Origin of the sequence: Erysipelothrix urinaevulpis (genome assembly GCF_009828835.1) — a bacterium.
Taxonomy (GTDB): Bacteria; Bacillota_I; Bacilli_A; order Erysipelotrichales; family Erysipelotrichaceae; genus Erysipelothrix; species Erysipelothrix urinaevulpis.
The window spans coordinates 1-24029 of sequence record NZ_WTTB01000009.1; the positions used below are offsets into that span (position 1 = coordinate 1).

General features: G+C 35.2%; 22 protein-coding genes. 10 read left to right on the forward strand and 12 right to left on the reverse strand.

What is annotated here, in order from left to right; all coding sequences use genetic code 11:
• Window positions 1-199: 199 nt before the first annotated feature.
• The gene (locus GVV10_RS08640) at window positions 200-1051 is read right to left on the reverse strand and encodes a patatin-like phospholipase family protein (RefSeq protein WP_159521718.1); all 852 of its coding nucleotides are present in this window, start codon (window positions 1049-1051) and stop codon (window positions 200-202) included.
• 13 nt (window positions 1052-1064) lie between these two features.
• Window positions 1065-2582 (reverse strand): cardiolipin synthase, encoded by a 1518-nt coding sequence (cls, locus tag GVV10_RS08645; RefSeq protein ID WP_159521720.1) that lies wholly within the window; start codon window positions 2580-2582, stop codon window positions 1065-1067.
• Between the two features lie 76 nt (window positions 2583-2658).
• Here cls and GVV10_RS08650 point away from each other — a divergent pair, with 76 nt between their 5' ends.
• Window positions 2659-3357, forward strand: coding sequence for a coenzyme F420-0:L-glutamate ligase (locus GVV10_RS08650; protein ID WP_159521722.1), 699 nt, complete (start codon window positions 2659-2661; stop codon window positions 3355-3357).
• On the opposite strand, the gene GVV10_RS08655 is transcribed toward GVV10_RS08650, so the two are convergent.
• Both GVV10_RS08655 and GVV10_RS08660 read right to left on the reverse strand, forming a co-directional pair.
• Window positions 3344-3757 carry a GNAT family N-acetyltransferase gene (locus GVV10_RS08655; protein ID WP_159521724.1) on the reverse strand — a complete coding sequence of 138 codons (414 nt, stop codon included), beginning with the start codon at window positions 3755-3757 and terminating at the stop codon, window positions 3344-3346. The genes GVV10_RS08650 and GVV10_RS08655 overlap by 14 nt on opposite strands.
• Window positions 3738-4538: a hypothetical protein gene (locus GVV10_RS08660; RefSeq protein ID WP_159521726.1), complete on the reverse strand. Its 801-nt coding sequence runs from the start codon at window positions 4536-4538 to the stop codon at window positions 3738-3740. The genes GVV10_RS08655 and GVV10_RS08660 overlap by 20 nt, the downstream gene beginning before the upstream one ends.
• A gap of 63 nt (window positions 4539-4601) precedes the next feature.
• On the opposite strand from GVV10_RS08660, the gene GVV10_RS08665 reads away from it, so the two are divergent.
• Window positions 4602-5039 carry a hypothetical protein gene (locus GVV10_RS08665; protein WP_159521728.1) on the forward strand — a complete coding sequence of 146 codons (438 nt, stop codon included), beginning with the start codon at window positions 4602-4604 and terminating at the stop codon, window positions 5037-5039.
• 12 nt (window positions 5040-5051) lie between these two features.
• Here GVV10_RS08665 and GVV10_RS08670 read toward each other — a convergent pair whose 3' ends face one another.
• From GVV10_RS08670 to GVV10_RS08680, 3 genes are all read right to left on the reverse strand, one after another.
• A complete protein-coding gene (locus GVV10_RS08670; RefSeq protein ID WP_159521730.1) occupies window positions 5052-5798 on the reverse strand; it encodes a helix-turn-helix domain-containing protein in 747 nt (248 codons plus the stop codon).
• A gap of 117 nt (window positions 5799-5915) precedes the next feature.
• Window positions 5916-6116: a cold-shock protein gene (locus GVV10_RS08675; RefSeq protein WP_159521732.1), complete on the reverse strand. Its 201-nt coding sequence runs from the start codon at window positions 6114-6116 to the stop codon at window positions 5916-5918.
• A gap of 179 nt (window positions 6117-6295) precedes the next feature.
• Entirely contained in the window at window positions 6296-6724 is a 429-nt protein-coding gene (locus GVV10_RS08680) for a hypothetical protein (RefSeq protein ID WP_159521734.1), read from the reverse strand.
• Window positions 6725-6813: 89 nt separating this feature from the next.
• Here GVV10_RS08680 and GVV10_RS08685 point away from each other — a divergent pair, with 89 nt between their 5' ends.
• The 6 genes from GVV10_RS08685 to GVV10_RS08710 all read left to right on the forward strand — a co-directional run bounded on the left by GVV10_RS08685 (window position 6814) and on the right by GVV10_RS08710 (window position 11318).
• Window positions 6814-7641, forward strand: coding sequence for an RluA family pseudouridine synthase (locus GVV10_RS08685; protein ID WP_159521737.1), 828 nt, complete (start codon window positions 6814-6816; stop codon window positions 7639-7641).
• Window positions 7642-7657: 16 nt separating this feature from the next.
• Window positions 7658-8410, forward strand: a complete 753-nt coding sequence (locus GVV10_RS08690; protein ID WP_159521739.1) for a threonine/serine exporter family protein — start codon at window positions 7658-7660, stop codon at window positions 8408-8410.
• A gap of 15 nt (window positions 8411-8425) precedes the next feature.
• Window positions 8426-8869, forward strand: a complete 444-nt coding sequence (locus GVV10_RS08695) for a threonine/serine exporter family protein (protein ID WP_159521741.1) — start codon at window positions 8426-8428, stop codon at window positions 8867-8869.
• Between the two features lie 84 nt (window positions 8870-8953).
• On the forward strand, window positions 8954-9979 hold the full coding sequence (locus tag GVV10_RS08700; RefSeq protein ID WP_159521743.1) for a M42 family metallopeptidase: 1026 nt from the start codon (window positions 8954-8956) through the stop codon (window positions 9977-9979).
• A gap of 45 nt (window positions 9980-10024) precedes the next feature.
• On the forward strand, window positions 10025-10378 hold the full coding sequence (locus GVV10_RS08705; protein WP_159521746.1) for a carboxymuconolactone decarboxylase family protein: 354 nt from the start codon (window positions 10025-10027) through the stop codon (window positions 10376-10378).
• Between the two features lie 97 nt (window positions 10379-10475).
• Window positions 10476-11318, forward strand: coding sequence for a hypothetical protein (locus GVV10_RS08710; protein ID WP_159521748.1), 843 nt, complete (start codon window positions 10476-10478; stop codon window positions 11316-11318).
• Window positions 11319-11336: 18 nt separating this feature from the next.
• Here GVV10_RS08710 and GVV10_RS08715 read toward each other — a convergent pair whose 3' ends face one another.
• Genes GVV10_RS08715 through GVV10_RS08725 form a run of 3 tightly spaced genes read right to left on the reverse strand, consistent with a single transcriptional unit; the run spans window position 11337 to window position 14860 of the window.
• Window positions 11337-12656, reverse strand: a complete 1320-nt coding sequence (locus GVV10_RS08715; RefSeq protein WP_201290030.1) for a 6-phospho-beta-glucosidase — start codon at window positions 12654-12656, stop codon at window positions 11337-11339.
• A 9-nt stretch (window positions 12657-12665) separates the two neighbouring features.
• A complete protein-coding gene (locus tag GVV10_RS08720; protein WP_159521750.1) occupies window positions 12666-13550 on the reverse strand; it encodes an ROK family protein in 885 nt (294 codons plus the stop codon).
• Window positions 13551-13552: 2 nt separating this feature from the next.
• Complete coding sequence (locus tag GVV10_RS08725) at window positions 13553-14860, reverse strand: PTS sugar transporter subunit IIC (RefSeq protein ID WP_159521752.1); 1308 nt, start codon at window positions 14858-14860, stop codon at window positions 13553-13555.
• Window positions 14861-15027: 167 nt separating this feature from the next.
• Here GVV10_RS08725 and GVV10_RS08730 point away from each other — a divergent pair, with 167 nt between their 5' ends.
• Window positions 15028-16362 carry an aminotransferase-like domain-containing protein gene (locus GVV10_RS08730; RefSeq protein WP_159521754.1) on the forward strand — a complete coding sequence of 445 codons (1335 nt, stop codon included), beginning with the start codon at window positions 15028-15030 and terminating at the stop codon, window positions 16360-16362.
• Between the two features lie 76 nt (window positions 16363-16438).
• On the opposite strand, the gene GVV10_RS08735 is transcribed toward GVV10_RS08730, so the two are convergent.
• Together GVV10_RS08735 and hflX are read right to left on the reverse strand one after the other, a co-directional pair.
• Window positions 16439-20701 carry an InlB B-repeat-containing protein gene (locus GVV10_RS08735; protein WP_159521756.1) on the reverse strand — a complete coding sequence of 1421 codons (4263 nt, stop codon included), beginning with the start codon at window positions 20699-20701 and terminating at the stop codon, window positions 16439-16441.
• Between the two features lie 229 nt (window positions 20702-20930).
• Window positions 20931-22169, reverse strand: coding sequence for a GTPase HflX (hflX, locus tag GVV10_RS08740; RefSeq protein WP_159521758.1), 1239 nt, complete (start codon window positions 22167-22169; stop codon window positions 20931-20933).
• Window positions 22170-22300: 131 nt separating this feature from the next.
• Between hflX and GVV10_RS08745 the strand changes: the two genes are divergently transcribed.
• Window positions 22301-24016, forward strand: a complete 1716-nt coding sequence (locus GVV10_RS08745; protein ID WP_159521760.1) for an ABC transporter ATP-binding protein — start codon at window positions 22301-22303, stop codon at window positions 24014-24016.
• Window positions 24017-24029 lie beyond the last annotated feature (13 nt).

The window sequence follows — 24029 nt, forward strand, 5'->3', positions numbered from 1 at the left end:
ACGTTCTTCTATGGTAATATGTTTATAGCTCATGACGTTTCCTCCTGGTTGTATCGACAAATACATTTTACCACGAGACCGTTATGAGTCTTTTTTATTAGTGTTGCACTTAATATACTAATTTATCTAATAAAAAAAAACATCGTACCTAAGCGATGTATTTTTTTTACTGAGCATCAAAAACCCTCGACTGCTCTCATTATTTTTTCATGAACGATAATAACTCTTCTTTTCGTGCATCACAGTCCTGGTAAGCTAAATCAAAGAGCGCTTCGAATTTTTCACGATCTCCACCAAAACGTTTAACACCATACTCTTTTGTTGGGTAAAGATAAATCGCTTGCCCATCATCAACTAATTGATCTATTTGGGCCCGTTCTTGATAATAAACATCTCTTCGACTTTCAAAATCTTCAACTAATCTTGGACTCTTTCTATACAAGAAACGAAGCAAATGCTTCTGTAAGAATCCTTGATCTTTACGGACATAGTCTTTAGATTTAGTTGTCACAATAACATGTTTTGTACACCCTTTTTCAATACTTTTGTTAACAGGAATCATTGTCGTTATACCGCCATCCATATACTTTTTGCCTTCAATGACCACTGAATGTCCCACAACTGGTAACGTGCAAGCTGCCTTAACATAGTCAGGATGTTTTGCAATATCGTTTTGATTCACCCATATCGTTTCTTCTCCCTCAATATCATAAACACCAATTTCCATCTCAGATTTAATCTCATCAATTTTATGTATCGGATAATCTGTTTCCTCTTGTACTATATTAAACAAAAAGTCGTAACCTACTAAACTATGCTCACTGATCAATGGTCGAATTCCTACGTTTCGTTTATCTGTCGCTAAATCAATCGATGATTTCTTTAAAGCATCTTGCTTTTTCATAGCGTACATGCTGCCATACAATGCCCCAGAAGAAATCCCTACAATATAATCAAATTCAACACCATGTTCAATAAACCACGACAAAACGCCTGCTGTATAAGCACCACGCATGCCGCCCCCTTCAAGCACTAATGATATTTTTTCCATCTTAACTCACCTCTCACATTAATCCACTAAAAATTTTCGCAATTGAACGAATTATTGTAATAACAAAGTGTGTTTCATCCAATTCTTTTTGCGTTACTTGATGAGATACTTCCAAAGTATCCATAATATCTTGATAAGCATCCTCAACAACAGGACCACCTAAAAATAAAATACTACACTCAAAGTGCAAATAATAACTTCTAAAATCCATATTCGTTGTTCCAACTAAACATGCCTCATCATCAGCAACAAGAGTCTTCGAGTGAACAAAACCAGGCGAATACTCATAAATTTTAACGCCACCCTTAATTAAATGTTCATAATTAGACTTCGTCACTTGATTCACAATTTTTTTATCTGGGATACCAGGAACAATGATACGAACATCGACTCCACTTTGTGCTGCTAGGACTAATGCCTCTAACATATCATATCCGACAATGAGGTAAGGCGTTTGTATGTACACATATTTCTTTGCATTGGAAATCATACTCAAGTGAGCATCAGCACCAACATCAAACCCATCGGTAGGTGCATCGGCAAAAGGCATGACATACCCATCATCAGGAACCAAATCCTCAAACGTATATTTAAAATCATTTGGATCTTCAACTGTATTTGAATAGTAAGAATAAAACTGTAAGAACATCAACGTCAAGGAATGAACGGCATCGCCTTCAATCATGACGGCCGTATCTTTCCAATGACCATATTTTGAACCGATATTAATATATTCATCAGCGATATTCATTCCCCCAACAAATCCAACTCGACCATCAACCACTAATATTTTTCGATGATCTCGATTATTCATTTGAATCGCTAGACGTGGAACCAATGGGTTGAAGGCAAATACTTTAATGCCTGCATCAAGGCATTGTTGTTTTAAATCTTGAAATAACGACGCTCCCCAATCATCATAAAGCAATCGAACATCGACTCCCTCTTTGACTTTTTCCGTTAAGATTTCCAAGACTTCTTGCCACATCAACCCTTCTTTAATAATAAAATACTCAAGAAAAATGAATGACTCTGCTTTTCGCATTTCTTCTTTCATTCGTTGGAATTTCTTTTCACCACTATCGAGATATTCAGAACGAGTGTTTTCATAAATAGGAAAGTGTGAGCTATAAGAGATATAACGTACCAATCGAATCCAATCAAACTTTTCACGTTCAAGTCGTTTTGTGATTTGGTTATCTTGTAAGTAGATATCTTCATCATACGTATCACTTAATCGCTCCCTCAATTTCTTTGGAACTTTTTTCCCGCCAAAAATAAGGTATAAAACCGCGCCAAATGGTGGTACTGTCAAAATAACAATAGCCCAAGCTAAGCGATAATGAGGGTTATCATTCCGATTAATAATATAGATTAAGAGAACAAATGACAGCGCTAATAGAATGAAATGAATGGCCGCAAAGTTCAAACTCAAGTTATAGGCAATAAACAATACTAAACCAAACTCTGCCACTAACACCAGGCCAATAACAAACAATTTATTTGTTAATAATCGCAAGATTTTTTTCATCATAACCACCTCTTTCTTAATTCCCTTGATTCTATACAACAATAAAGATATTATTATAAAGAAGGAAGGTTTTAATATGACACTTAAAGCTAATAAAGATAAAAACTTAGATATAACCATCAACGGAAATCAATACTTACGAATTCCGATTAATACACACACCATTATGCCAAAAGAAGAATTGCTCCCTGTAATCAAAAAATACGCAAGCGATCATTTAGAAGACGGCGATATTCTTTTTGTAACAGAAAAGATCGTTGCAATTAGCCAAGGCCGTGCACTTCCCCTGGATGACATAGAGCCACGCAAACTTGCGACTTTCTTATCAAACTACGTCAGTAAGACACCTCATGGAATTGGTTTAGGAATGCCTGAAACAATGGAAATGGCATTACAAGAATGCGGGACTCCACGAATTTTATTTGCATCCGCAATCTCTGCTTTAGGCAAGATTGTCGGAAGAAAAGGCGATTTTTATCGTGTCGCTGGATCAAAAGCACGCGCAATTGATGGACCAACAAGCGGTACCATTCCACCCTTTAACCAATATGTTGTTTTAGGACCAGAAAATCCGGACCAAGTCGCCAATGAGATTAAAGCACTCTTTGATAAAAAGATCGAAGTAATCATTGTTGATATTAACGATCTTGGTGGAAACATCTTAGGTTCAAGTTCGAAAGCATTAGACTTAGACCTTTATGTCGATATCCTGAAGGATAACCCACTTGGCCAAGCTCATCAAAGTACACCCTTAGGCATCATTAGGAAAGGCTAACAACAAAGACTTCTTTTTGAGGTTCTCCTTGAGCATATAACTCATGGTCCTCATCAACATCTAGACAACCAATGTATTTATGATTCATCTTTAAGATGGTTTTCTTAGAAGCGATATTATCAGGATTACAAGTAATAACAAATTCTTGTAATCCTTTTTCTTTTCTTAAATAAGCAAACATTTGCATACATGCCTTATAAGCATAATTATGACCACGATAAGGGGGGTAGATCACATAACCAATGTGTCCATAAAACCAAAGATCACGTCCTGTTTCATATCGAAACTCACACCGGCCTACGACTCGATCAATCGCTTCAACATAAATATCAAAGATAATTGATTCAACATCAAGAATTTCAAATTCGTGGGTAACGTTTCTAAGCGTTATTTTTTTCATAATATTTATAAGCAAAAAAGATTCCAACAATCATTACAATTTTAAGTGTTAAATCAATCATAGGTTGATTTAAGAAGATTGCTGTTGATAAAAAGCTTCCTAAAATGAAGATAAAGAGCGATACAAAGGATAACACTAAATACTTGACATCTCGTTCTTCTTTGACTTTAACCATATATTTATAAAGGAGTGAAAAAGCAATTGCAAAGATTACCAATTCAAACCAACGTGTAAGTCCCCACTCTAAATAACGAAGTGCTGGAACCATATTAATCTTTTCTACATCGCTTAAGATTGCATCCATGGTTACCGTTTCAGAAACATATTTCTCAAGTTTACCCGCATTTGCGTTAAAAGAAATTAAAATGTATTGAAACATCTGTGACAATGTCGGTAATAAAATCATTAAGTTAAAGATTAATGCATTCGCAACTGGTAATGCTTCACTTTGCACTTTTTTAAGTTGAAATTTGTAAAGAATAACACCGGCTCCAACAAAAGAACCTGCAACAATCAATGCGTTCAAGAAACCATCAAGCAATGGATTGTTTTTAACAAAATCAGAAACAACTCCTGGTGTTGGACCTGGGAAGATAACAGTCGTTACTAAAACCATCAAAACGGTTCGTGTAATGTTAAAAATCAAGAAACCAAGCAATGCCCAAGCAATTGATTGACCCACTTCTGGGGATTTTTTTAATCGTATAAACGCATAAACTGGAACTAGGATCATCAGAATAAGCGAAATAATCATCATAGCTATTTTAATACTATCTATCATAAATTAGACCTCCGTCTTTACTTTGTCTAGTATTCATTATATTATAATTCAAGGAGGAATGCCATGAATAACAAAAAATCAAGTATCTTCGATCTCGATCCATCTTTACTCTCAAGTATCCTATGGATTATCGCTATTCTAGTTCTCTTTAAAGGCTATAATTTTATTCCACTGCTTATCTCATTTTTAGCACTCAAATTTGAACACCAAAGTGAACTCGTTCGAAATCACGCAGGTCAATTACTTATCATTAGTTTTATTGCTTTTATTGTAGGATTTGTCTTGCGAAATATAACAGTGTTGCTGATGATCTTAATCTCATGGCTACCAGGCTTGAATATTACCGTCGCTCTACTAGCACAGGCGATCTCTTTTATTCTAAATTTATTTATTCTAGCCTATTACGCAATTGGTTTAATTAAAGCATTAAAAAACAGCTTTGTTTCTTTACCCGTCATTGGTTCACTGGGTGATAAACTTAGCCGTTCAATCCATCCATAAAAACGGCCCTTTTCAGCCGTTTTTTTCATGATTAAAAACAGTATATAAATTGACACCTTTAATCAACTTTTCAACAACCTTTAACTCATCAATTACACAGACATTCTTTTTTTCTAAGAAGTCCACAAGGATTGGAAGATCTTTTTCGAGTCTTTTTGTCATCGCATGATTGACAACTAAGCCATCTTCAAATTCCAATTGAATATGGAAATCATCAGGTCCCCAATCCAAAGAGTGACGAACAGGACGAACACGATAGTTTATTTTAAAACTTTTTAATTGATTGTAATCGTAGACTTTTATTCGTCTTTTATTGAAGATATTTAATCTTTGATACCATTTCCCAACATTTAAAATTGTAATCTCATGTTTACCAAATTCAATGCTTGTTTGTTGGAGAATAAACAAACCAAGGACAAAATAAATTATCCCCATCGAAACTGAAGACAGAACTCCGGCATTTTGATAAATAATACTTGCTAGAAAAATACTCACGCCACCATTGGCCAGATACGTTAATGCCGATGCCTTGTGACCTATATGGTATGGTTTTTTTAAAAAACGAGCTCCCCTTAACAATTCATCAATGGAAATATCATAAAGATCACTCAATAAAATAATATTTTCAAGGTCAGGATAGGAATCTCCCTGTTCCCATTTCGATACAGCTTGACGCGTAACAAAAAGTTTATTGGCAAGTTCCTCTTGACTCATTTCATTGAGTATTCGATAATGCTTTAATAATTCATGGAGTAACATAAGCTCACCACCTTTGACTTAATCTTATGATATTTTAGTCAATTTGTAACGCAACTAACGGTTTCCCCACATAAAAAGGCAGTGACCTTACCGATCACTGCCCTTTTAGCTCACTAATTAGATAACTCTAACGTTTGCTGCTTGTTCGCCACGTGGACCTTCAACAACATCAAAGCTAACTTCTTGGCCTTCTTCTAATGTTTTATAGCCATCAACTTCGATTGCTGAATAATGAACAAATACGTCTTGTCCACCTTCGATAGTAATAAATCCATAACCCTTTTCAGCGTTAAAGAATTTAACTTTACCTGTACTCATTTGCTAGTACCTCCTATCAGAATAAGATGTACTCAAGCGTAATTTGCAAACTAATATACCAGTTCATTAACACACATTGAGTCACTCAATACAATTTCCCCTAATATAGCGTTGAAAATTATACTACTTCTTATTACGAAGTTATCATCTCATAACAATTCCTTAAAGTCAAACAAAAACTACTCCTCAATCGGACTCTTTTTGTGTTCAGTAGTACCGCTTACATTTAACTCTCCATTGGATATTATGTCATTGTCCAAATTTTGATTTTTTTGAAGCGCTTCGTTTTCCTTACGGAGTTCTTTCAGTTCTTTCGCTACTCTATATTGTTTTATTTTTCGACGAATCATAAATAAAACAATGGTTAATAAAATAATACCAATCACAATAATCATGACAAATAGTTCCCATGATCCTATCACTGCAATCGCTAAGTAATTTAAGAATGAAGCAAAGGCTCCAAAAACAGTGATGATTAAGTAGAGAATTAATGGTTTAGTCTTTAAGACCTCTGATATTAGTTTGAACTTACTCTCCAAGACAATAAAGCCAAATAAAAACAAGATCGTTATAAAAATTATAATCCAATTTAATTGAAAAAACGTCATATTTTCACCCCTTTTGATACTTTTAATATATCATATGCATGTATGCAATGCGATTATTTTGTGTCATAATAGAAAAAAGGATGAGAAATATGAAAAAAATATATGTTAATGAAAATTCACAGCTCTTAGAGTATCTCTTTCAACAAGATTTACCCTTGAGCAAATCAAAAATAAAATCACTGTTAAAACATCGATGTATTTCAGTTAATGGAAAAACAACCAGTAAATTTGATTACCCTGTAAAAAAAGGACAGACAATCAGTATTATTCCTTTTAATCATCGACTTGATTTGCCTTTTCAAATTATTTTTGAAGATGCCCAAATTATTGTCATCAATAAACCTTCTGGGATGCTTTCTGTTTCAACGGATGAAAACGAGATAGAAACTGCGTATCGATTTGTCGGTCAATATCTAAAAGAGAAGAATGCTAAAAATAGAGTGTTTATTGTGCATCGTCTTGATCGCGATACATCAGGGGTTATGTTATTTGCTAAAGACATAAAGACTAAAGAACAATATCAAGATAATTGGGATGATTGGGTTCAAAAAAGAAAATACTCTGTCATTGTTGAGGGGCAAGTTCTTAATAACAAAGGGATCATTGATTCTCCACTAAAAGAATTCGAGGACACATTTGTAAGACCTCACCCTGCAGGGAAAGAAGCCATGACTGAATACGAGCTCGTTAGTGCTAATGAAGATGTGAGTTTGCTTGACGTTTATTTGCATACTGGTAGAAAGAATCAAATTAGAACTCATTTCGCTTCCATCGGTCATCCTGTTATCGGTGATAAAAAATATGGTGCGAAAACCAACCCAATCAATCGTTTAGGATTGCATGCTTCTGAATTAATTATTAACAACAAGCGTTATATTGCTAAGACGCCTCGATCATTTTATAAAATTATTCGCTAGAAAGGATGATTTATATATGGATTTTCTTGAAGAAGAAACATTACTTGACGCTTGTATTCTTGCTGGTAAAATCTTAATGGAAAACGGTGCGGAAATGCATCGTGTTGAGGATACCATGAATCGAATTCTTGATACTAAACTTGGTGAAGGTGAAGCCGTCAGTTTCGTTATTCCCACCGGTATCTTTGTAACGACACGTTTTGGTAAAAACACGAAGATGAAACGAATTGTGAAAAGACGGAATAATCTTCAACAAATCAGCAATGTTAATGCGTTATCACGTCAATTCAGTCAAGGTCTTCTAACAACCGATGAGCTCTATGAATGCATTGTGGCATTGGAAGAACATGCACTTTCGTATCCATATACTTTACAAATCGTTGCTGCGGGAATCCTAAGTTCTTTCATGATGTTGATATTTCAAGGTGATATAAAAGACTTCTTGATTACTGCGATCATATCAAGCCTTGGCTATGCCTTGTATCTTTTAAGCGTTCAAACAATTAAAGCACGATTTATCCAAGAATTTATTGCGACGTTCGCGATTGGTATCCTTGCTGGTCTATTCGATCAATTAGGCTTAATTCAACAATTCGATACCGTCTTAATTGGGAGCATTATCATCCTAGTTCCAGGTATCCCTATCACCAATTCTATTCGTGATTTCTTAGTTGGTAATACAATTTCAGGGACTGTCTTCATGTTAGAAGCTTTACTGATTGCAGGGATGATTGGAGCTGGCGCGATGACATCACTCTATTTTTTCTAGAAAGGAAATGATCAAATGACAATCATGATTCAAGCAATCAGTAGTTTTGTTGCTGCACTAGCTTTTGGGATTTTGGTAAAGGTTCCAAAAAATGCATTGATTGCAAGTGGAATTACTGGAATGGTGGGTTGGATGATTAATTGGTTACTCACACCCTATATTCCTAATTCAGTTGGAGCAATTTTCCTAGGTTCTGTCGGCGTCGCGATCACATCAATTATATTCGCTCGTCACAAAAAAATGCCTGCAACTGTTTTTAATATCCCAGGGGTCTTTCCTTTAGTTCCAGGTATTTTAGCATTTCAAACAATGAATAGTTTTATGAACCGACAATTTATGGAAGGAATGGAATTTATGGTTAAAACTTTTGCCAGTTCAATTACGATCGCTCTAGCAATTGTCGTCACTGAAATTATGTATCTTCTGGTGGTTCGAATTAAAAGAAACTATCGTCAATGAAATAAGCCGTGGCTTATTTTTTTTATACCATATTCATTGAATCTATCTTTAATTGGATTATAATAAGAACGAAAGGAGTATTGTATGGAACGTTATATTGAAGAATTACAAGACCTCTTAAACTTAAAAAGTCCAACAGGTCACACAGAATTAGGGATTAAAGTATTAGAAGATCGTTTCAAAGCAATGGGTCTTTTTACTTATCGTACCAATAAAGGTGCACTAATCGCAAAATTACCTGGAATTGAAGAGAATCGTGAAGTGACCCTCGCCGCTCATATTGATACACTTGGGGCAATGGTCAAAGAAATTACCAATACCGGTAAAGTTCGAATGACCCAAATTGGAGGGTATGCTTGGAGTACTATCGAAGGTGAATATGTTGAAATTGAAACCATGGATGGACAGTTCATTACGGGTACCATCTTAGTTGACCCTGAATCGAGTCATGTTCATGGATCAGAAACATCAACTGTCCAAAGAACCGGAAAGAACCTTTACGTCCGTTTAGATGAGCGTGTATCATCAAAGGAAGATGTCTTAAAGTTGGGCATCAATGTTGGGGATTTTATTCATTTAGATCCTCGTGTTGAGGTAAGCAAAAGTGGTTATATTAAATCGCGACACCTTGATAATAAAGCTGGGGTCATTGCTTTGATTGCTATTGCAGAACATTTCATTGACCATGATATCAAACCTAACTTCACAACGAATTTCTTTATTTCTAATTATGAAGAAGTTGGGCATGGTGCCGCAGCAGCAATTCCAGAAAAGACCAGTGAATTTATTGCATTTGATATGGCAGCATTGGGTGATGGTCAAAGTTCTGATGAATTCTCTGTCACCATCTGTGCTAAGGATAGCTCAGGACCCTATGACTATGATCTAAAAAAACGTCTGGTTCAATTAGCAATGAATGAAAACCTAAATTACAAGCTTGATATTTATCCTTTTTATGGCTCCGATGGATCGGCAGCTTTAAAAGCAGGTAACGATATTCGTGTTGCTTTAATTGGCCCTGGTGTCCATGCTTCTCACAGTTTTGAAAGAACTCATATTGAGGCAATTGACAACACAATTAAATTAGGTATTGCATATTTAACAGAATAGAACTATATTAATATTGATAGAAGAAAGATAAAGGAGATTATAATTATGAATTATGATGTAAGACAAATGTTAAAAGATTTTACAAGTGGACTCACAATCATGGGAAGAACACATGGTGAAGAAGTGAATGCATTCTATAACCTACTTGGTAAAAACTATGCGCCAGGAGCATTAGATGTAAAAACAAAAGAATTAATCAGTGTCGGAATTGCAATCTATAACCGTTGCGAATACTGCATCGTATACCACGTATACAAGGCTTTAGAAGCAGGCGCAAACCGAGACGAGATTGTTGAAGCAGCAATGGTATCTGTTGCGTTTGGTGGAGGCCCAAGTATGGCATACACTGTTACATTACTGAACGAATCAGTTCAAGAATTCGAAAAAGATTTCCAATAATTAGACGAAAACCTTTGTTTTTTTAACAAAGGTTTTTTATACTGTTTTTTTAATTTTTATTTGCTACAATTTAGAGTATACAAGGAGGGGAAATGTTATGAGAAAACTTTTAATAACGACATTGCTTTTAACTGTTCTCTTAACTGGCTGTAATCATGATCCCAATGAGAATGGCAATGTGGACAATCACGAAAACATTGTTGCTAAAGTTGATGCACAAAAAGATTATATATATATAAGTGACTATAGTGAACTTGACCTTGAACAATTAATTACAGAAGCAGGTCGTACTGATGAGTTTAATGAGTTTTTCAAAAAACCTAAATCATTTGCCTATTTTGATTATCGAGATGGAACGTATCCAAATAAAAAAATTCATATCAACATTGATTCTGACGATGCTCGACAAGTCGAAGATGATTTAAAAGTCATTAATGAATCTTATGAAAAGATTCGACAACAAGGTGAAGACCTCATAAAAAAGGAAGATATCATGTTTACTTGGGGAGGAATAAATCTTTACGACACTTTCATTGACGACAAAACTATTTCGCTGATCACGTATGGTGAAAATTTCTATTACCCTGGTCACATTATGCAAGATGTTCGCTTCTATAGTTTCGATAAAGAAACAGGAACACGCTACAACAATAAAGACTATTTGAAATCCCTTAACCTAGACGATTCCAAATTTCAATCATTCCTCGTTGAAGACCTAAAAAACACAGCGATGGCCGAAGGAAAATCGATCATGCTTGTTGAAAGTCTTGATGAGATTTCAAATATTGATGATACAGTCATTTATGTAAGCGTGAAGGAATCTCAATTTCTAATGATTAACAACGACAAATTATTGGTTAATATGTTGGTCTATTCTGCAATGGATGGTGAATTCACCATGCCCTATATTCATGAATTTCCACTGGATAAATTGAAATAAAACACACAGACGTGTGTTTTATTTTTGATTGAATTGAGGTAAATACAGTTTATGTGCTTGAAGTAGTTCATCCACCACTTCGACTGCTTTGTAAGTACTTGGGCATAACGGGTTTGAACTTAACGCTGTGATAGCTAAATCTCTATCCCCTGTAATTGCGGCTTCAATTGTTAATTTTTCAAAATTTTTAATCACTTCGATCATACCTTTAATTTGTGGTTTAAGTGAACCTACCGAAATAGGCTTGGGTCCATCTTTTGTAATAACACATGCCACTTCGACTGCACAATCGCTTGGCAAATCGGAAATTGCCCCGTTATTCAACGTATTTACATATTGAATATCTTGTTTATTGTTATATATTGAATTTATTAAACTACAAGCAGCATCCGAATAATGAGCACCACCTCTTTGTTCTAGTTGCGCTGGTTTGATATCCAATGATTGATCTTTATAAATTTCAAATAATTCTTTTTCTAATTGCTCTACAACTTCACCTCGTACATTGCCTTCTTTATATTCTTGTAAGTTTTTTTCAAGTTGTTCCTGGGTGAAGTAGTAATAGTTATGATAAGGACAAGGAATTGCATTCAGCGATTTTAACAATTCAGGCGGATATGAAAGTGCGTCGAAATTGTTCATTGCCAATGTTTTTTCACTGTTTTCAACATAACTTTTGACAACTTCATTTATCACTGAATTACCTTCATAAAAGAAATCAGTAATGAAAACATTATGATTACTACCACTAAGTTCTAATCTCACCTTATCTGCATCATAATTCATTTGTTTTGAAATTCCTTGTTTCATATCAAAGGGAACATTACATAACCCTATAACATTCTTAAACTCTGTATAGTTTAAGACCGCTTCTGTCACCATGCCCGCTGGATTCGTAAAGTTTATTAACCATGCGTCGGGACAAAGTTCTTGTATTTCTTTCACGATCTCTAAAATAACTGGAATCGTTCTAAATGCTTTAAACATTCCGCCTGCACCGTTTGTTTCTTGACCTATCATTCCATGCGAAATTGGAATTCTTTCATCCTTGATTCTTGCTGAAATTTGTCCTACTCGCATTTGTGTTGTTACAAAATCAGCATCTTTTAGTGCTTCTTTTCGATCATAGCTCAAAATAACATCAATAGGTAAGTCTGCTTTTTCCACCATCCTACGGGCTAGGTTTCCAACAATTTCTAGCTTTTCTCTTCCTTCTTCAATATCAACGAGCCATAATTCTGTAATTGGTAATTCTTCATAACGATTAATAAACCCTTCAACCAATTCAGGAGTATAACTACTCCCTCCTCCGATCGTAACTATTTTTAATGTCTTCATTTCAATACCCTATACTTTCCTTATACAATTGTATGCTGCACCTAACTTGCCAGCATCATTAAATTTTTTACAAACATCAATATGCCAATGTTTTGAATAATAATTCATTTGAGCGACTTGTGAACGAATATCTTCAACAATACGCGGAACAGCACTGACCCCACCACCAATTAAAATCGTGTCCGGATCGAGTGCAAAACCAATATTTAAAAGTCCTGTTGACAGTGAGCGAATCCAACGTTCATATATTTTTTCAACGATTGGATCACCCTCTTCTAATAATTCAAATACTTGTTTTCCATCCAATGAATGGGGTGCTAATTCCAACGCTTCGATCACTGAATTAACCATCGGAATTGATGCACTATTCGCACTCATAATCTCGATATCTTCAAAGTTCTCAAATTCTTTATGAATCATATAACCAAATTCCCCTGCGAAAAAATTACTCCCTGTGTACAGTTCATGATTTATGATTATTCCGCCACCAATTCCACTACCGATTGTAACGCAGACTAAATTTTTTGAATTGACCCCATTACCAACCCATTTTTCGGCAAGTGCAACACAGTTCGCATCATTTTCTACATATACTTTTTTATTTGTTTTTTCTTCAAGAATTTTACAAATATTCACACCGCCCAATACCGGCACGGCTCCACCTTCAATAATTGTATTCAATTCTGTATTCACACCACCTGGAATGCTCAAACCAACAGCTTCTAGATCTTCAAACTGCTCAATGATTTCTACCAGTTTTTCAACAATCTCTTCCAATGATGTTTTGGGGGTTGGGGTGATTCCTTTTTCATCTTCAAAGGAATCACCTACCTCATTAAATACCCCATATTTGATTGAACTACCACCAATATCAATGCCTAAATATCGTTTCATACCTAGTCCATCTTATTCGCTAGATGCACGAAGGGGATATAAATTGCAATGGATAGACATAATGTCACCAAGGATAAGAATGTGGCAGATAAACTACCTCCCGTTGCTAAAAATGTATTCAATACAGGAGGAACAACCCATGGTGGAGCAATATATACCCTACCTGCAAAAGGAATAATTTCAGTGAAGAACCAACCAATTGATACCATAATTGGTGGAACGAAAATAAACGGGATTGCGAGAATAGGATTCAATACGATAGGTAGACCATAAATGATGGGCTCATTAATTTGGAATACACCAGGCATGAATGACATTTTCGCTAAACTGCGATACTCAGCACGTTTAGATACTAAGAAAATTGCAATAATCAAAGCTAACGTAGCACCCGATCCTCCAGCCATGCCGTAAAGATCAATGATATTACGAGTAATGGCATTGGGTGCTTGTACACCATGAACTAAAACAGCTTCCGCGTTTTGTGACAATGATGCTGAATACATGGTGTCTAAAATTGGCCCAACAATCAATGAACCATGAAGCCCAAAGAACCATAAGACTTGTGCAACCAATGTAATCAGGATCATTGTAATCGGTGATTGACCTAGACTTGTTAAAGGAATTTGAATCGACGTATTAATAATATCCTTAAGCGTTGTTCCTAAGAGATTTAATGTAATAAATCCAAATGTACCAAATGTAAACATAACAACACCAGCTGGAATAACTGCACTAAACGCACGAGATACGGCAGGTGGAACTTGTTCAGGCATCTTTATTGTTAAACCTTTACGATTCAAGAACATAAATATTTCAGTTGCAAAGATGGCAACTAAGATCCCTGTAAAAATTGACTCCGAGTTAAATGAGGTCCAAGAAATTGTTCCCCATCCTGCATCAGGACCTGCTGATTGTGGTAATAACATAAAGTAAGATACCACAGCTAAGACCCCTGCAGTTAATGCATCTTGGTTTTCTGCTTCAGCTAACTTGTACGAAATTGTGAATACAGTAAAGATAATTCCTAGTGCTAATGTTCCCCACCAAATTTGATTTGAAATAGGAACAGCCACCGCATCAAAGAACGGCTGAATTGTTGTAGCATAAAATTCCCACTTATTCAAAAACTCTCCAAACAATGATGTCGGCGTCAACAATATTTCTTTGGTCATAATGTTTAAAGCACCAAACATACTAATTGGCATCGTTGCAATAAATCCATCACGTAAAGCAACAAGATATTTCAAGTTATTCAACTTCATAGCTAGAGGTAAAAATTTCTCCTCCAACCAACTCACTATTTTTTTCATATGTTTCTCCTATCTGAAAAATGTACAAGCTTAGGTGGCCACCTGTTAGCCCTTACACGACTACTATAACTAAGTCTGTGAAGAGCATCAAGACACTCATCTCTTAACTGTACTAGTATAGATTTTTTGGTATACTAAAAGCAGTGAGGTAAAACATGACATTATATATGAAGATTGTAAATGAAATAAAAGAAGCAATACGAGATGGTCATTACGACTCTGGTGAACGATTACCATCCTTAAACGTTCAGATGGAGAAACACAACTGCAGTAAAGGCACAGTATTGAAAGCTTACGATACACTACGAACTGAACATATTATTTATGCAAAACCACAAAGTGGTTATTTTGTAGCCAACGATTTAAAGCAATACCAACACCATGATGGTATCCTCTATGATTTAAGTACAGGTAATCCAACCGTGGATAATTTCTCAATCATTGAAGCGAAACACGTTCTTAATGTTGCCCTTGAGTCCTATCGTAAAAGTTCATTAGAACAAGAATTAAGAGGTGTTCTTTCCCTTAATAGACTTCTTGTAAAATACCTTCAAGAGTTCCATATCTATGTCAAACGACAAAATATTTTTTTAACTCAAGGTGTCATCCAAATGATTACTTTTTTCTCTCAAATTGATTTCCCAAATGGAAAAGAAAAGATTTTAATTGAATCACCCACCTTCCCGTTTTGCTGTCAATTATTAAAAAAGTATCATGCTGATGTCTTAACCATTAATCGAACAGAAGCCGGCATTAATTTGGAAGAATTAGAATTATTATTCAAACATGAATCTATCAAATTTTTCTATATTGTTCCTAGAAATCATAATCCATTAGGGACCATATTACCCAACGAGCAGCGCAAGAAAATAATGGAACTGGCTTTAAAGTATGATGTTTATATCGTAGAAGATGACTACTTTAATGATTCTTTTTCAATTCCCAAATATGAGCCATTGTTCTACTATTCAAGCGGAAAAAACTGTATATATCTTAAAAGTTACTCGAAACTTTTTCCTTATATTCGCATTGGATACGCTATTGTACCTGATGCTTTACTCGAAAGTTATCATGAAGAAATGGAATTTACCTATTTTACTTCATATAATATGCCTTCCCTTGTTTCTCAAGCGACACTGGAAGCATCGATTAGAAGTGATATTATCAAAAAGAATGGCTTAGAGCTTTCGGATGATCTCCATCAAAAAATAAAGCTATTAAATAAGCACACAAAAAAATGGAATCCTGAAATTGCTTATCACATTCCAGCTCAATCCGGGTTTTATTCAACAATTATTTTAAATAAGAGCATCGATATTGATTATTTAATTGAGAAGCTTCATGAAAATCATTTAAGTGTTCAATCTAACGATAAAGCATTTTACCACGAAAGTGATTTTGATAATTCGATTCGCATCACATTAACTCGGATTCAATTGAATGATATTCCTTTGATCACAAATCTTTTATACACAGTTATTACTGAGGTATACAGTCAGTAGATGCGTGATAACTATATTTTTCAATAAAAAAAGTGAATTACTCTGTTCGGCTTGAACAAAATAATTCACTTTTTATCTATTTTTTCTTCTTGTTTTTACCAAATATTACGAATATAAATCCTAAGATTGCTAGTGCGGCACCTATTAGAAGTGCTTGTGAGTAGCCCATTCCTGTCTTTGGTAAATCATGACTATCATTTGGTTTTGTTTCTGGTTTGTGTTGGTCATTGTCATCCTCTTTATCGATAGGATTTTCTTGATCAATGTCCTCATGACTCATCCATCCAGCATACAGTGTCATTTGCTGGCTCACTGTATTTTGAGCAAAATCCCAAGGGACTTGCAAGGTTTCATCTTGATACCAAGCATCAAATGTGTAGCCTGGTTTACTTGGATCTTGAGGTTTTGGAAGCAAGCTTCCTTCTTCGATACCTAATTGTGGTTCAATGCTATTGCCACCATTACTCTCAAAGTAAACATCGAATCGCCTAATATCTTTAATCCATGCTGCATATAACTTGGTTTCTTGGCTTATCGTATCATTGTCAAAATCCCAAGGGACTTGTAAGGCTTCATCTTGATACCATGCATCAAATGTGTAGCCTGGTTTACTTGGATCTTGAGGTTTTGGAAGCAAGCTTCCTTCTTCGACACCTAATTGTGGTTCAATGCTATTGCCACCATTACTCTCAAAGTAAACATCGAATCGCCTAATATCTTTAATCCAACCAGCGTAAAGTATGGTATCACCCATGATTGTATTATTAAAATCCCATGGGGTTCTTAGCTCTTCATCAATGTACCACTGATCAAAAATGTAACCCTCCTTACTTGGATTTTCAGGTTTTTGTATTGTATCACCAGCATGAACATTTACGATATCATCAATTAACGTTCCGCCATTACTTTCAAATTCAACCGTATACATTGCTTCATTCCAGTGTGCATAAAGCGTCATGTTTTTTTCAATTCGGTCCTGTGTGAAGTCCCATTGTTTTGACAACCAAGGTCCTTTGAACCATCCTGCAAAACCATAACCTGTTTTAATTGGGTCAAGGGGTTCTTCAATAAGGCTCCCTGGTTCCAATTTTGTTAATCGATCAACCTTCGTACCTCCCATGGAGTTGAAATTAACAATAAGTTGCAAATCCTCCCAACCCGCATAGAGAATTAAATCTTGATGAACTTTATCGGTTTCAAAGGTCCAGGCTTGCGTTAATTCTTTATCTTTGTACCAACCTATAAAATCATGCCCTTTCTTGGTAGGATTATCAGGTTGAGATATAACATCTCCATCGTGAATATCGGTAATTTCATCAACATATGAACCACCATTGCTCTCAAATTCAACGGTATATAATGCTTCATTCCATTTTGCATAAAGTGTAATATTATCCTTGACTGTATGAATATCAAAATACCAAGGGGTTGTCAGCGATGCTTCTTGGTACCATCCACCAAAGCCAAACCCTTGTTTAAACGGCTCGATCGGTTCAAGTATTTTTTGACCATAATCTGCTTTTTTATCTTCAACGTCTGTTCCACCATTGCTTTCAAACCTTACAGTATATTGATTAAGTTCCCATTTGGCTCGCAGTTGCATGTGATCAGTAACTGGAGTAGAAAAATCCCACTCTGTTTCACCATGGTACCATGCGACAAACGTATGCCCTTCTTTATGGGGATTACTTGGTTTATCCACAAGTTCCCCATGATTGATGGTCATTGAGTGTATTTCCGTATTATTATTAGCATCAAATTCTAGGGTATATTGATTGAGTTCCCATTTTGCATACAATGTTTGGTTGTCTATAACTTTGTCATGGTTAAAATCCCACGCAGATGTAAACTGATCATCTGTGTACCAACCGACTAGAGTATATCCCACACGTGATGTTTCTGGAATTTCAATCGTAGTATTGTACTCAACAGTTTGTGCTTGCACAACACTTCCACCATTTGTTTCGAATCTTACTGTGTATTCATTCACTGTCCAGTTTGCATAAAGCGCCATATCTTGTTCAACTTTAGTTCCAAAATCCCATTTATCTGTAAACTGATCGTCTATGAACCATCCCGCAAATGAATGACCTTCTTTGCTCGGTTCTACCGGTTCTACGACCGGATTTCCGTGTTTGATACCCGATGATTCATAGATAATCTTTCCATCACTTATAAAATCAACAGTATATTCATTATGATTCCATTTTGCATACAAGATAAGATCAGTTTCAACCTTATCATTACTAAAATCCCATGGTACTTGAAGTGAGGTGTCAGAATACCATCCACCAAATCCATACCCTTCCTTGAAAGGTTCACTAGGTTCCTCAATCAAACTTCCGTGTTTAATATGTTTAATGGGCTCAATTTCCGACCCTTCGTTAGTATCAAAGGTTACAGTATACTCATTCAATTCCCACTTCGCAAATAAAGTAAGATCTTCTTCAATCGGCATTAAAAAATCCCATGGCGTGACTAGTTCTTCTTCAACATACCAGCCTTTAAAGGTATAGTTGTCTTTTGTAAGAAGAACAGGTTCTGGTATTAATGTTCCGTATTCAAGTTCCATAGGGGTAATGTTTTCATTTGCACCATTATCCTCAAACGTAACTGTATATTTATTAATTGACCATTTTGCATAGAGTGTCGTGTCATTGATTATTCCAAGATTTTCCCATGGGACAAGCAATGCTTCATCTTCATACCAGCCTTCAAATGTATAATGATCTTTTTCTGTTGTTTGATCCACACTGATAATTGCGCCATGAGGAATATCTGTCATCTCATCAATCAAAGATCCACCATTCGTTTCAAATTCAACAGTATATATTTTTTCATTCCATTTTGCATAAAGTGTTTGATTTTTCGTGACTTGATCTTCATCAAAGTTCCACTCATTTTTTAATGAGCTTTCCTTAAACCAACCACCAAAACCATACCCATCTCTAAAAGGTTCTTCGGGTTCTAAAATTTTACTCCCGTGTTCAATATTTTTTAAATCCGTTACGGCACTCCCTTGCCCACTGTTAAATTTCACTGTGTATGTTTTTATTTCCCACTTTGCATAAAGTGTCATATCATTTGTTACAGGTTGCTTAAAATCCCAAGCATCGTTTAAGCTTTCATCACGATACCATCCTTGAAATGAGTATCCATCTCTTGTTGGATTTTTAGGTTTAGGGACAGGTGTTCCATGATGTATGTCCGTTGCATCATTAACCTTTGATCCACCATTACTGTCGAACTCTACGGTATATATTTTTTCATTCCATTTCGCATATAATGTTGTATCTGAACTTACCGTATCTTCATCAAACTTCCATTCTTGATTATATTGGAGATCTTTAAACCACCCACCAAAACCAAATCCATCTTTAAATGGCTCATCTGGTTCAAGTATTTTTGCATCATATTCTACATTTTCAATGTCTAAGATTCCGGTTCCGCCTTGAGAATCAAAGAAGACTGTAAATCTTTGTTCTTGCCAACCTGCATAAAGTGTTTGATTTTCAACCACTGTATCTTGGTCAAAATCCCATGGTGTGTTTAATTCCGCATCCTTATACCAGCCTAAAAACTCAAATCCTGGTCGTTGTTGAATTTGTGGTTCGTCAAGTTTAGAACCGTGATTAATGCCTTCAATTATGACTGGTTCTTTTCCATCATTGTAATTAAGTGTTACATCATATTTTTGGTATTCCCAAAGCGCAGTAAATGGTGAATCTCCTTTTGCTAATAGGCGATCCATTTCCCAAAACTCATCTTTATTATTCTCCCATCCTAGGAATGTCGCACCGTCTTTTGTCGGTACTTCATAGTCAGGATACATATCAATCGTGTCACCGTAATAAGATTTGACTAAATTTACGTCATTTCCATCAGAAAAAATACCACCTTCAGCTAAGTATCGAATTCCGTAAGAGGTTTCAGGCCCAGTGGAACCACTACTTGTTTCAATCGCATAATTCAACGTTTCACCAACTAATACTTCTACTCGTTTAATAGTCTCATCATAAGCCCTCACATGAAACTGTAAATTATAGGTGTCCTGTGCATTATCAGTGTAATGGATTTCTTCTTTAATAACATTTCCATCTTTTACAGCATCAAGATAGCGTGCCTTAATTTTCACACCATCTACTAATTCTTTGCTCTCTACATCTCTTATTTTATACTTAATATACCATTTTCCAGGATTTGAAATATCGAGGGCTGTCAATAAGTCATCTTCATACATCCCCATTTTTCGACTTGATTCTAATCCTAATGTTGGTTGTGTTCCTAATGTTGTTATCATTAAAACTAAAGCAATTAATAACTTAACTCTTTTTTTCATAGATTATCTCCTTTTGAAAATATAAAATTCCAAAATATCTCGATGAACAAGTTTATTAATTATAATTTCGCATCCCTTCTTTCCCCATTTGCTTTCAGTTTACATAATTTGTGTCTATACATTAATAATGCTTGATTTTGAGTATTTAATCAAATAAAACGATTAAAAAAGTATCGAGACTGCATTTCGATACTTTAATTTGAAATATTCTAAGATTTATTTTTATTGGCTATTTAGTCATTTTAAACCGTTCAAATGGTTTGAGGGCAAGCTCATCTAATTTAACTTCAATTATTGTCCCTGAATCATTGTGTTTTTCATCTGTGATAATGTGTTTAGATGCAATCATATTATAATAACTATAGTCTTCAAAAGGTATAAATAAGGTTGCTGTTACATACTGCTCATGCAACATTGATTCTATTTTATTTAAGACAGATTTGATATCTTTCTTCGATAACGCTGAAATATACAGTTTATTATTCTGGCCCGTTTCATCAACAAATACCTCAGGTGAAATAACTTGATCCATTTTATTAAAGACAGTCAGTATTTTCTTATCTTTTATTTCCAAGTCATCAAGTATTTTGTTGGTTGTACTCATCTGTAATTCAACATCGTCATGACTCGCATCAAGAACATGAACAATAATATCTGATGCTTTGATTTCTTCTAAAGTACTCTTAAATGCTTCAATCAGTGCTGTTGGTAACTCAGAAACAAATCCGACTGTATCGGCGAGTAAAACAATTTCTCCTTGTGGTAATTCAGCCTTACGCAAACTGGTATCCAAGGTCGCAAATAGCATATCTTTTACAAAGACTTCTTCTTCACTTACCATTAATTGATTCATTAACGTTGATTTACCAGCATTGGTATAACCAACAAAACTAACAATAGGAACTTGTGATTCTGTTCGACGTTTTCTTTTTGTTTCTCGTTGTTTTTCCACCGTTTTCAATTGTTTTTTTATCGCATGGATTTCACGTTCAACATGACGACGATCTGTTTCTAATTTTTGTTCCCCAGGACCACGAGTTCCAATTCCACCACCAGTACGCGATAGATAATCACTAAAACCAATGATCCGTGGAAGACGGTATTGCAGCTGAGCTAGTTTTACTTGAAGTTGACCTTCTTTTGACGTTGCTCTTGAGGCGAATATGTCTAAGATTAAATTTGTTCTATCGATTATTTTACATTCAATGATTTCTTCTAAGTTTCTTAATTGTGAACCACTTAATTCATGATTAACAACGACTAAGTCTGCTTCTAGTTCTTCGACTAAGGCTTGGATTTCCAGAACTTTACCTGGTCCAAACAATGTTCGAGCTTCTGTTTTATCTCTTTTTTGAATGACTGATTCGATAACAGTCGCCCCTGCCGCTTCAACAAGACGAGCCAACTCATCCATTGAATCTTGAATATCTTTTGAGGTCTGTAATCCAATTGTAATTGCTTTTTCCATAAATACCTCCTATTGATCTTATGTTTTAATTATAACATAGTCTTAATTTTAACTTTCTCAATATTCACAGCCTTCTTAGTAAAAGCATGGTATCATAAGTATTATGCTTTTATTTCTATGAGGAGGTTTTTATGTTTAAACGATTTTTTTCTTATTATAAGCCCTATACAAAATTATTTATCTTAGACTTTACCAGTGCAATCATTGCAGCGATTTTAGAATTATCATTCCCTGTGATTGTTAATCAAGTGATTGATAAAATAATGCCCTCGAAAGATTTAAAATTAGTTGTTCTCGTTTCTTTAAGTCTTCTAGGTTTTTATATCATTAACACTGGACTACAATATATCGTAGTATATTTCGGTCATAAACTTGGTGTTAACATCGAAACCGATATGCGAGAAGAACTGTTTGGTCATTTACAAAAGCAACCTTTTGAGTACTACGATAATCAAAAAACAGGGAAGCTTATGACCCGATTAACGACGGATTTGTTTGAAATCTCTGAATTAGCTCATCATGGTCCTGAAGATGTATTCATTACAATTATGACCTTGACATGTTCATTTATCTTAATGTTTCAAATTCACCCCAAACTTGCTATTATTACAGGTTTTCTTGTACCTTTCATAACCATTGCCATGATATTCTTTAATAAAAAAATGACACGTGTAAACACTGAAATTTTTGATAACTTAGGTGAGTTTAATGCTGGTATTGAAGCAAGTGTCAGTGGGATTCGAGTGACTCAAGCCTTTTCAAATGAAGATCATGAAAAGAAGAATTTCTCACGATTAAATAATTTATATCGTCAATCCAAACTCAAGTTTTATAAAACGATGGCTGTTAGTTCAACATTTAACTACCTATTGATGCGTTTAATGAATTTATTTGCATTACTCTTTGGTGCTTACTTTACAATTAATGGTGAAATTACAAACGGAAACTTTGTAGGTTTTATTCTTCTATCAAACATTTTCATTCGACCAATCGAAAAAATCAATAATATGGTCGAAAGTTATCCAAAAGGTTTTGCTGGGTTCAAACGCTTTGTCGAGGAAATTGACAAACCAATTGCCATTCATGATAAAGAGAATCCCATTGAACTTACAACCATCAACAATGCAATTCAATATGACGATGTATCGTTTTCTTACAGCGATGGAACAAAGGTCTTGAATAAGCTTAACCTTACGATTGAAAAAGGTGAAATTATTGCTTTTGTTGGACCCAGTGGTGCAGGAAAAACGACAATTTGTAATTTACTACCCCGATTTTATGACGTTGACAATGGCTCGATCAAAATCGATGATACCGATATTAAAGACATCTCTTTAAATTCTTTACGAACACAAATTGGTATCGTTCAACAGGATGTCTTTTTATTCCCTGGAAGCATTAAAGAAAATGTCGCCTATGGAAAACTATCCGCAACAGATGAAGAAATTATGCAAGCGGTCCAACTAGCCCACTTAGAAAAAGTAATCAACGACATGCCCGATGGCATCAATACAATTATCGGGGAACGTGGTGTAAAGCTCTCTGGTGGACAAAAACAACGTCTAGCAATCGCTCGCATGTTCTTAAAGAATCCCGACATCTTAATTTTGGACGAAGCCACATCTGCTCTTGATACTGAGACTGAAGCCATCATTCAAGAATCTTTGTCCTCCTTAGCCAAAGGAAGGACGACACTTATGATTGCTCATCGACTCGCAACCATCAAACATGCCACACGGATTATTGTCGTCGACGAAACTGGAATATCAGAAGAAGGAACCCACGATGACCTTATGAAAAAACAAGGGGCTTATTTTGCTTTATATAATGCTCAATTTAGAGAATAAAAAAAATACAAGC

Coding starts and splice junctions, on each gene's coding strand:
- hflX (WP_159521758.1), bottom strand. CDS start 22,169: ATGGAAAAAGCAATTACAATTGGATTACAGACCTCAAAAGATATTCAA.
- GVV10_RS08660 (WP_159521726.1), bottom strand. CDS start 4,538: ATGATAGATAGTATTAAAATAGCTATGATGATTATTTCGCTTATTCTG.
- GVV10_RS08735 (WP_159521756.1), bottom strand. CDS start 20,701: ATGAAAAAAAGAGTTAAGTTATTAATTGCTTTAGTTTTAATGATAACA.
- GVV10_RS08695 (WP_159521741.1), top strand. CDS start 8,426: ATGACAATCATGATTCAAGCAATCAGTAGTTTTGTTGCTGCACTAGCT.
- GVV10_RS08725 (WP_159521752.1), bottom strand. CDS start 14,860: ATGAAAAAAATAGTGAGTTGGTTGGAGGAGAAATTTTTACCTCTAGCT.
- GVV10_RS08710 (WP_159521748.1), top strand. CDS start 10,476: ATGAGAAAACTTTTAATAACGACATTGCTTTTAACTGTTCTCTTAACT.
- GVV10_RS08700 (WP_159521743.1), top strand. CDS start 8,954: ATGGAACGTTATATTGAAGAATTACAAGACCTCTTAAACTTAAAAAGT.
- GVV10_RS08690 (WP_159521739.1), top strand. CDS start 7,658: ATGGATTTTCTTGAAGAAGAAACATTACTTGACGCTTGTATTCTTGCT.
- GVV10_RS08675 (WP_159521732.1), bottom strand. CDS start 6,116: ATGAGTACAGGTAAAGTTAAATTCTTTAACGCTGAAAAGGGTTATGGA.
- GVV10_RS08715 (WP_201290030.1), bottom strand. CDS start 12,656: ATGAAGACATTAAAAATAGTTACGATCGGAGGAGGGAGTAGTTATACT.
- GVV10_RS08665 (WP_159521728.1), top strand. CDS start 4,602: ATGAATAACAAAAAATCAAGTATCTTCGATCTCGATCCATCTTTACTC.
- cls (WP_159521720.1), bottom strand. CDS start 2,582: ATGAAAAAAATCTTGCGATTATTAACAAATAAATTGTTTGTTATTGGC.
- GVV10_RS08705 (WP_159521746.1), top strand. CDS start 10,025: ATGAATTATGATGTAAGACAAATGTTAAAAGATTTTACAAGTGGACTC.
- GVV10_RS08640 (WP_159521718.1), bottom strand. CDS start 1,051: ATGGAAAAAATATCATTAGTGCTTGAAGGGGGCGGCATGCGTGGTGCT.
- GVV10_RS08670 (WP_159521730.1), bottom strand. CDS start 5,798: ATGTTACTCCATGAATTATTAAAGCATTATCGAATACTCAATGAAATG.
- GVV10_RS08685 (WP_159521737.1), top strand. CDS start 6,814: ATGAAAAAAATATATGTTAATGAAAATTCACAGCTCTTAGAGTATCTC.
- GVV10_RS08680 (WP_159521734.1), bottom strand. CDS start 6,724: ATGACGTTTTTTCAATTAAATTGGATTATAATTTTTATAACGATCTTG.
- GVV10_RS08650 (WP_159521722.1), top strand. CDS start 2,659: ATGACACTTAAAGCTAATAAAGATAAAAACTTAGATATAACCATCAAC.
- GVV10_RS08655 (WP_159521724.1), bottom strand. CDS start 3,757: ATGAAAAAAATAACGCTTAGAAACGTTACCCACGAATTTGAAATTCTT.
- GVV10_RS08720 (WP_159521750.1), bottom strand. CDS start 13,550: ATGAAACGATATTTAGGCATTGATATTGGTGGTAGTTCAATCAAATAT.
- GVV10_RS08745 (WP_159521760.1), top strand. CDS start 22,301: ATGTTTAAACGATTTTTTTCTTATTATAAGCCCTATACAAAATTATTT.
- GVV10_RS08730 (WP_159521754.1), top strand. CDS start 15,028: ATGAAGATTGTAAATGAAATAAAAGAAGCAATACGAGATGGTCATTAC.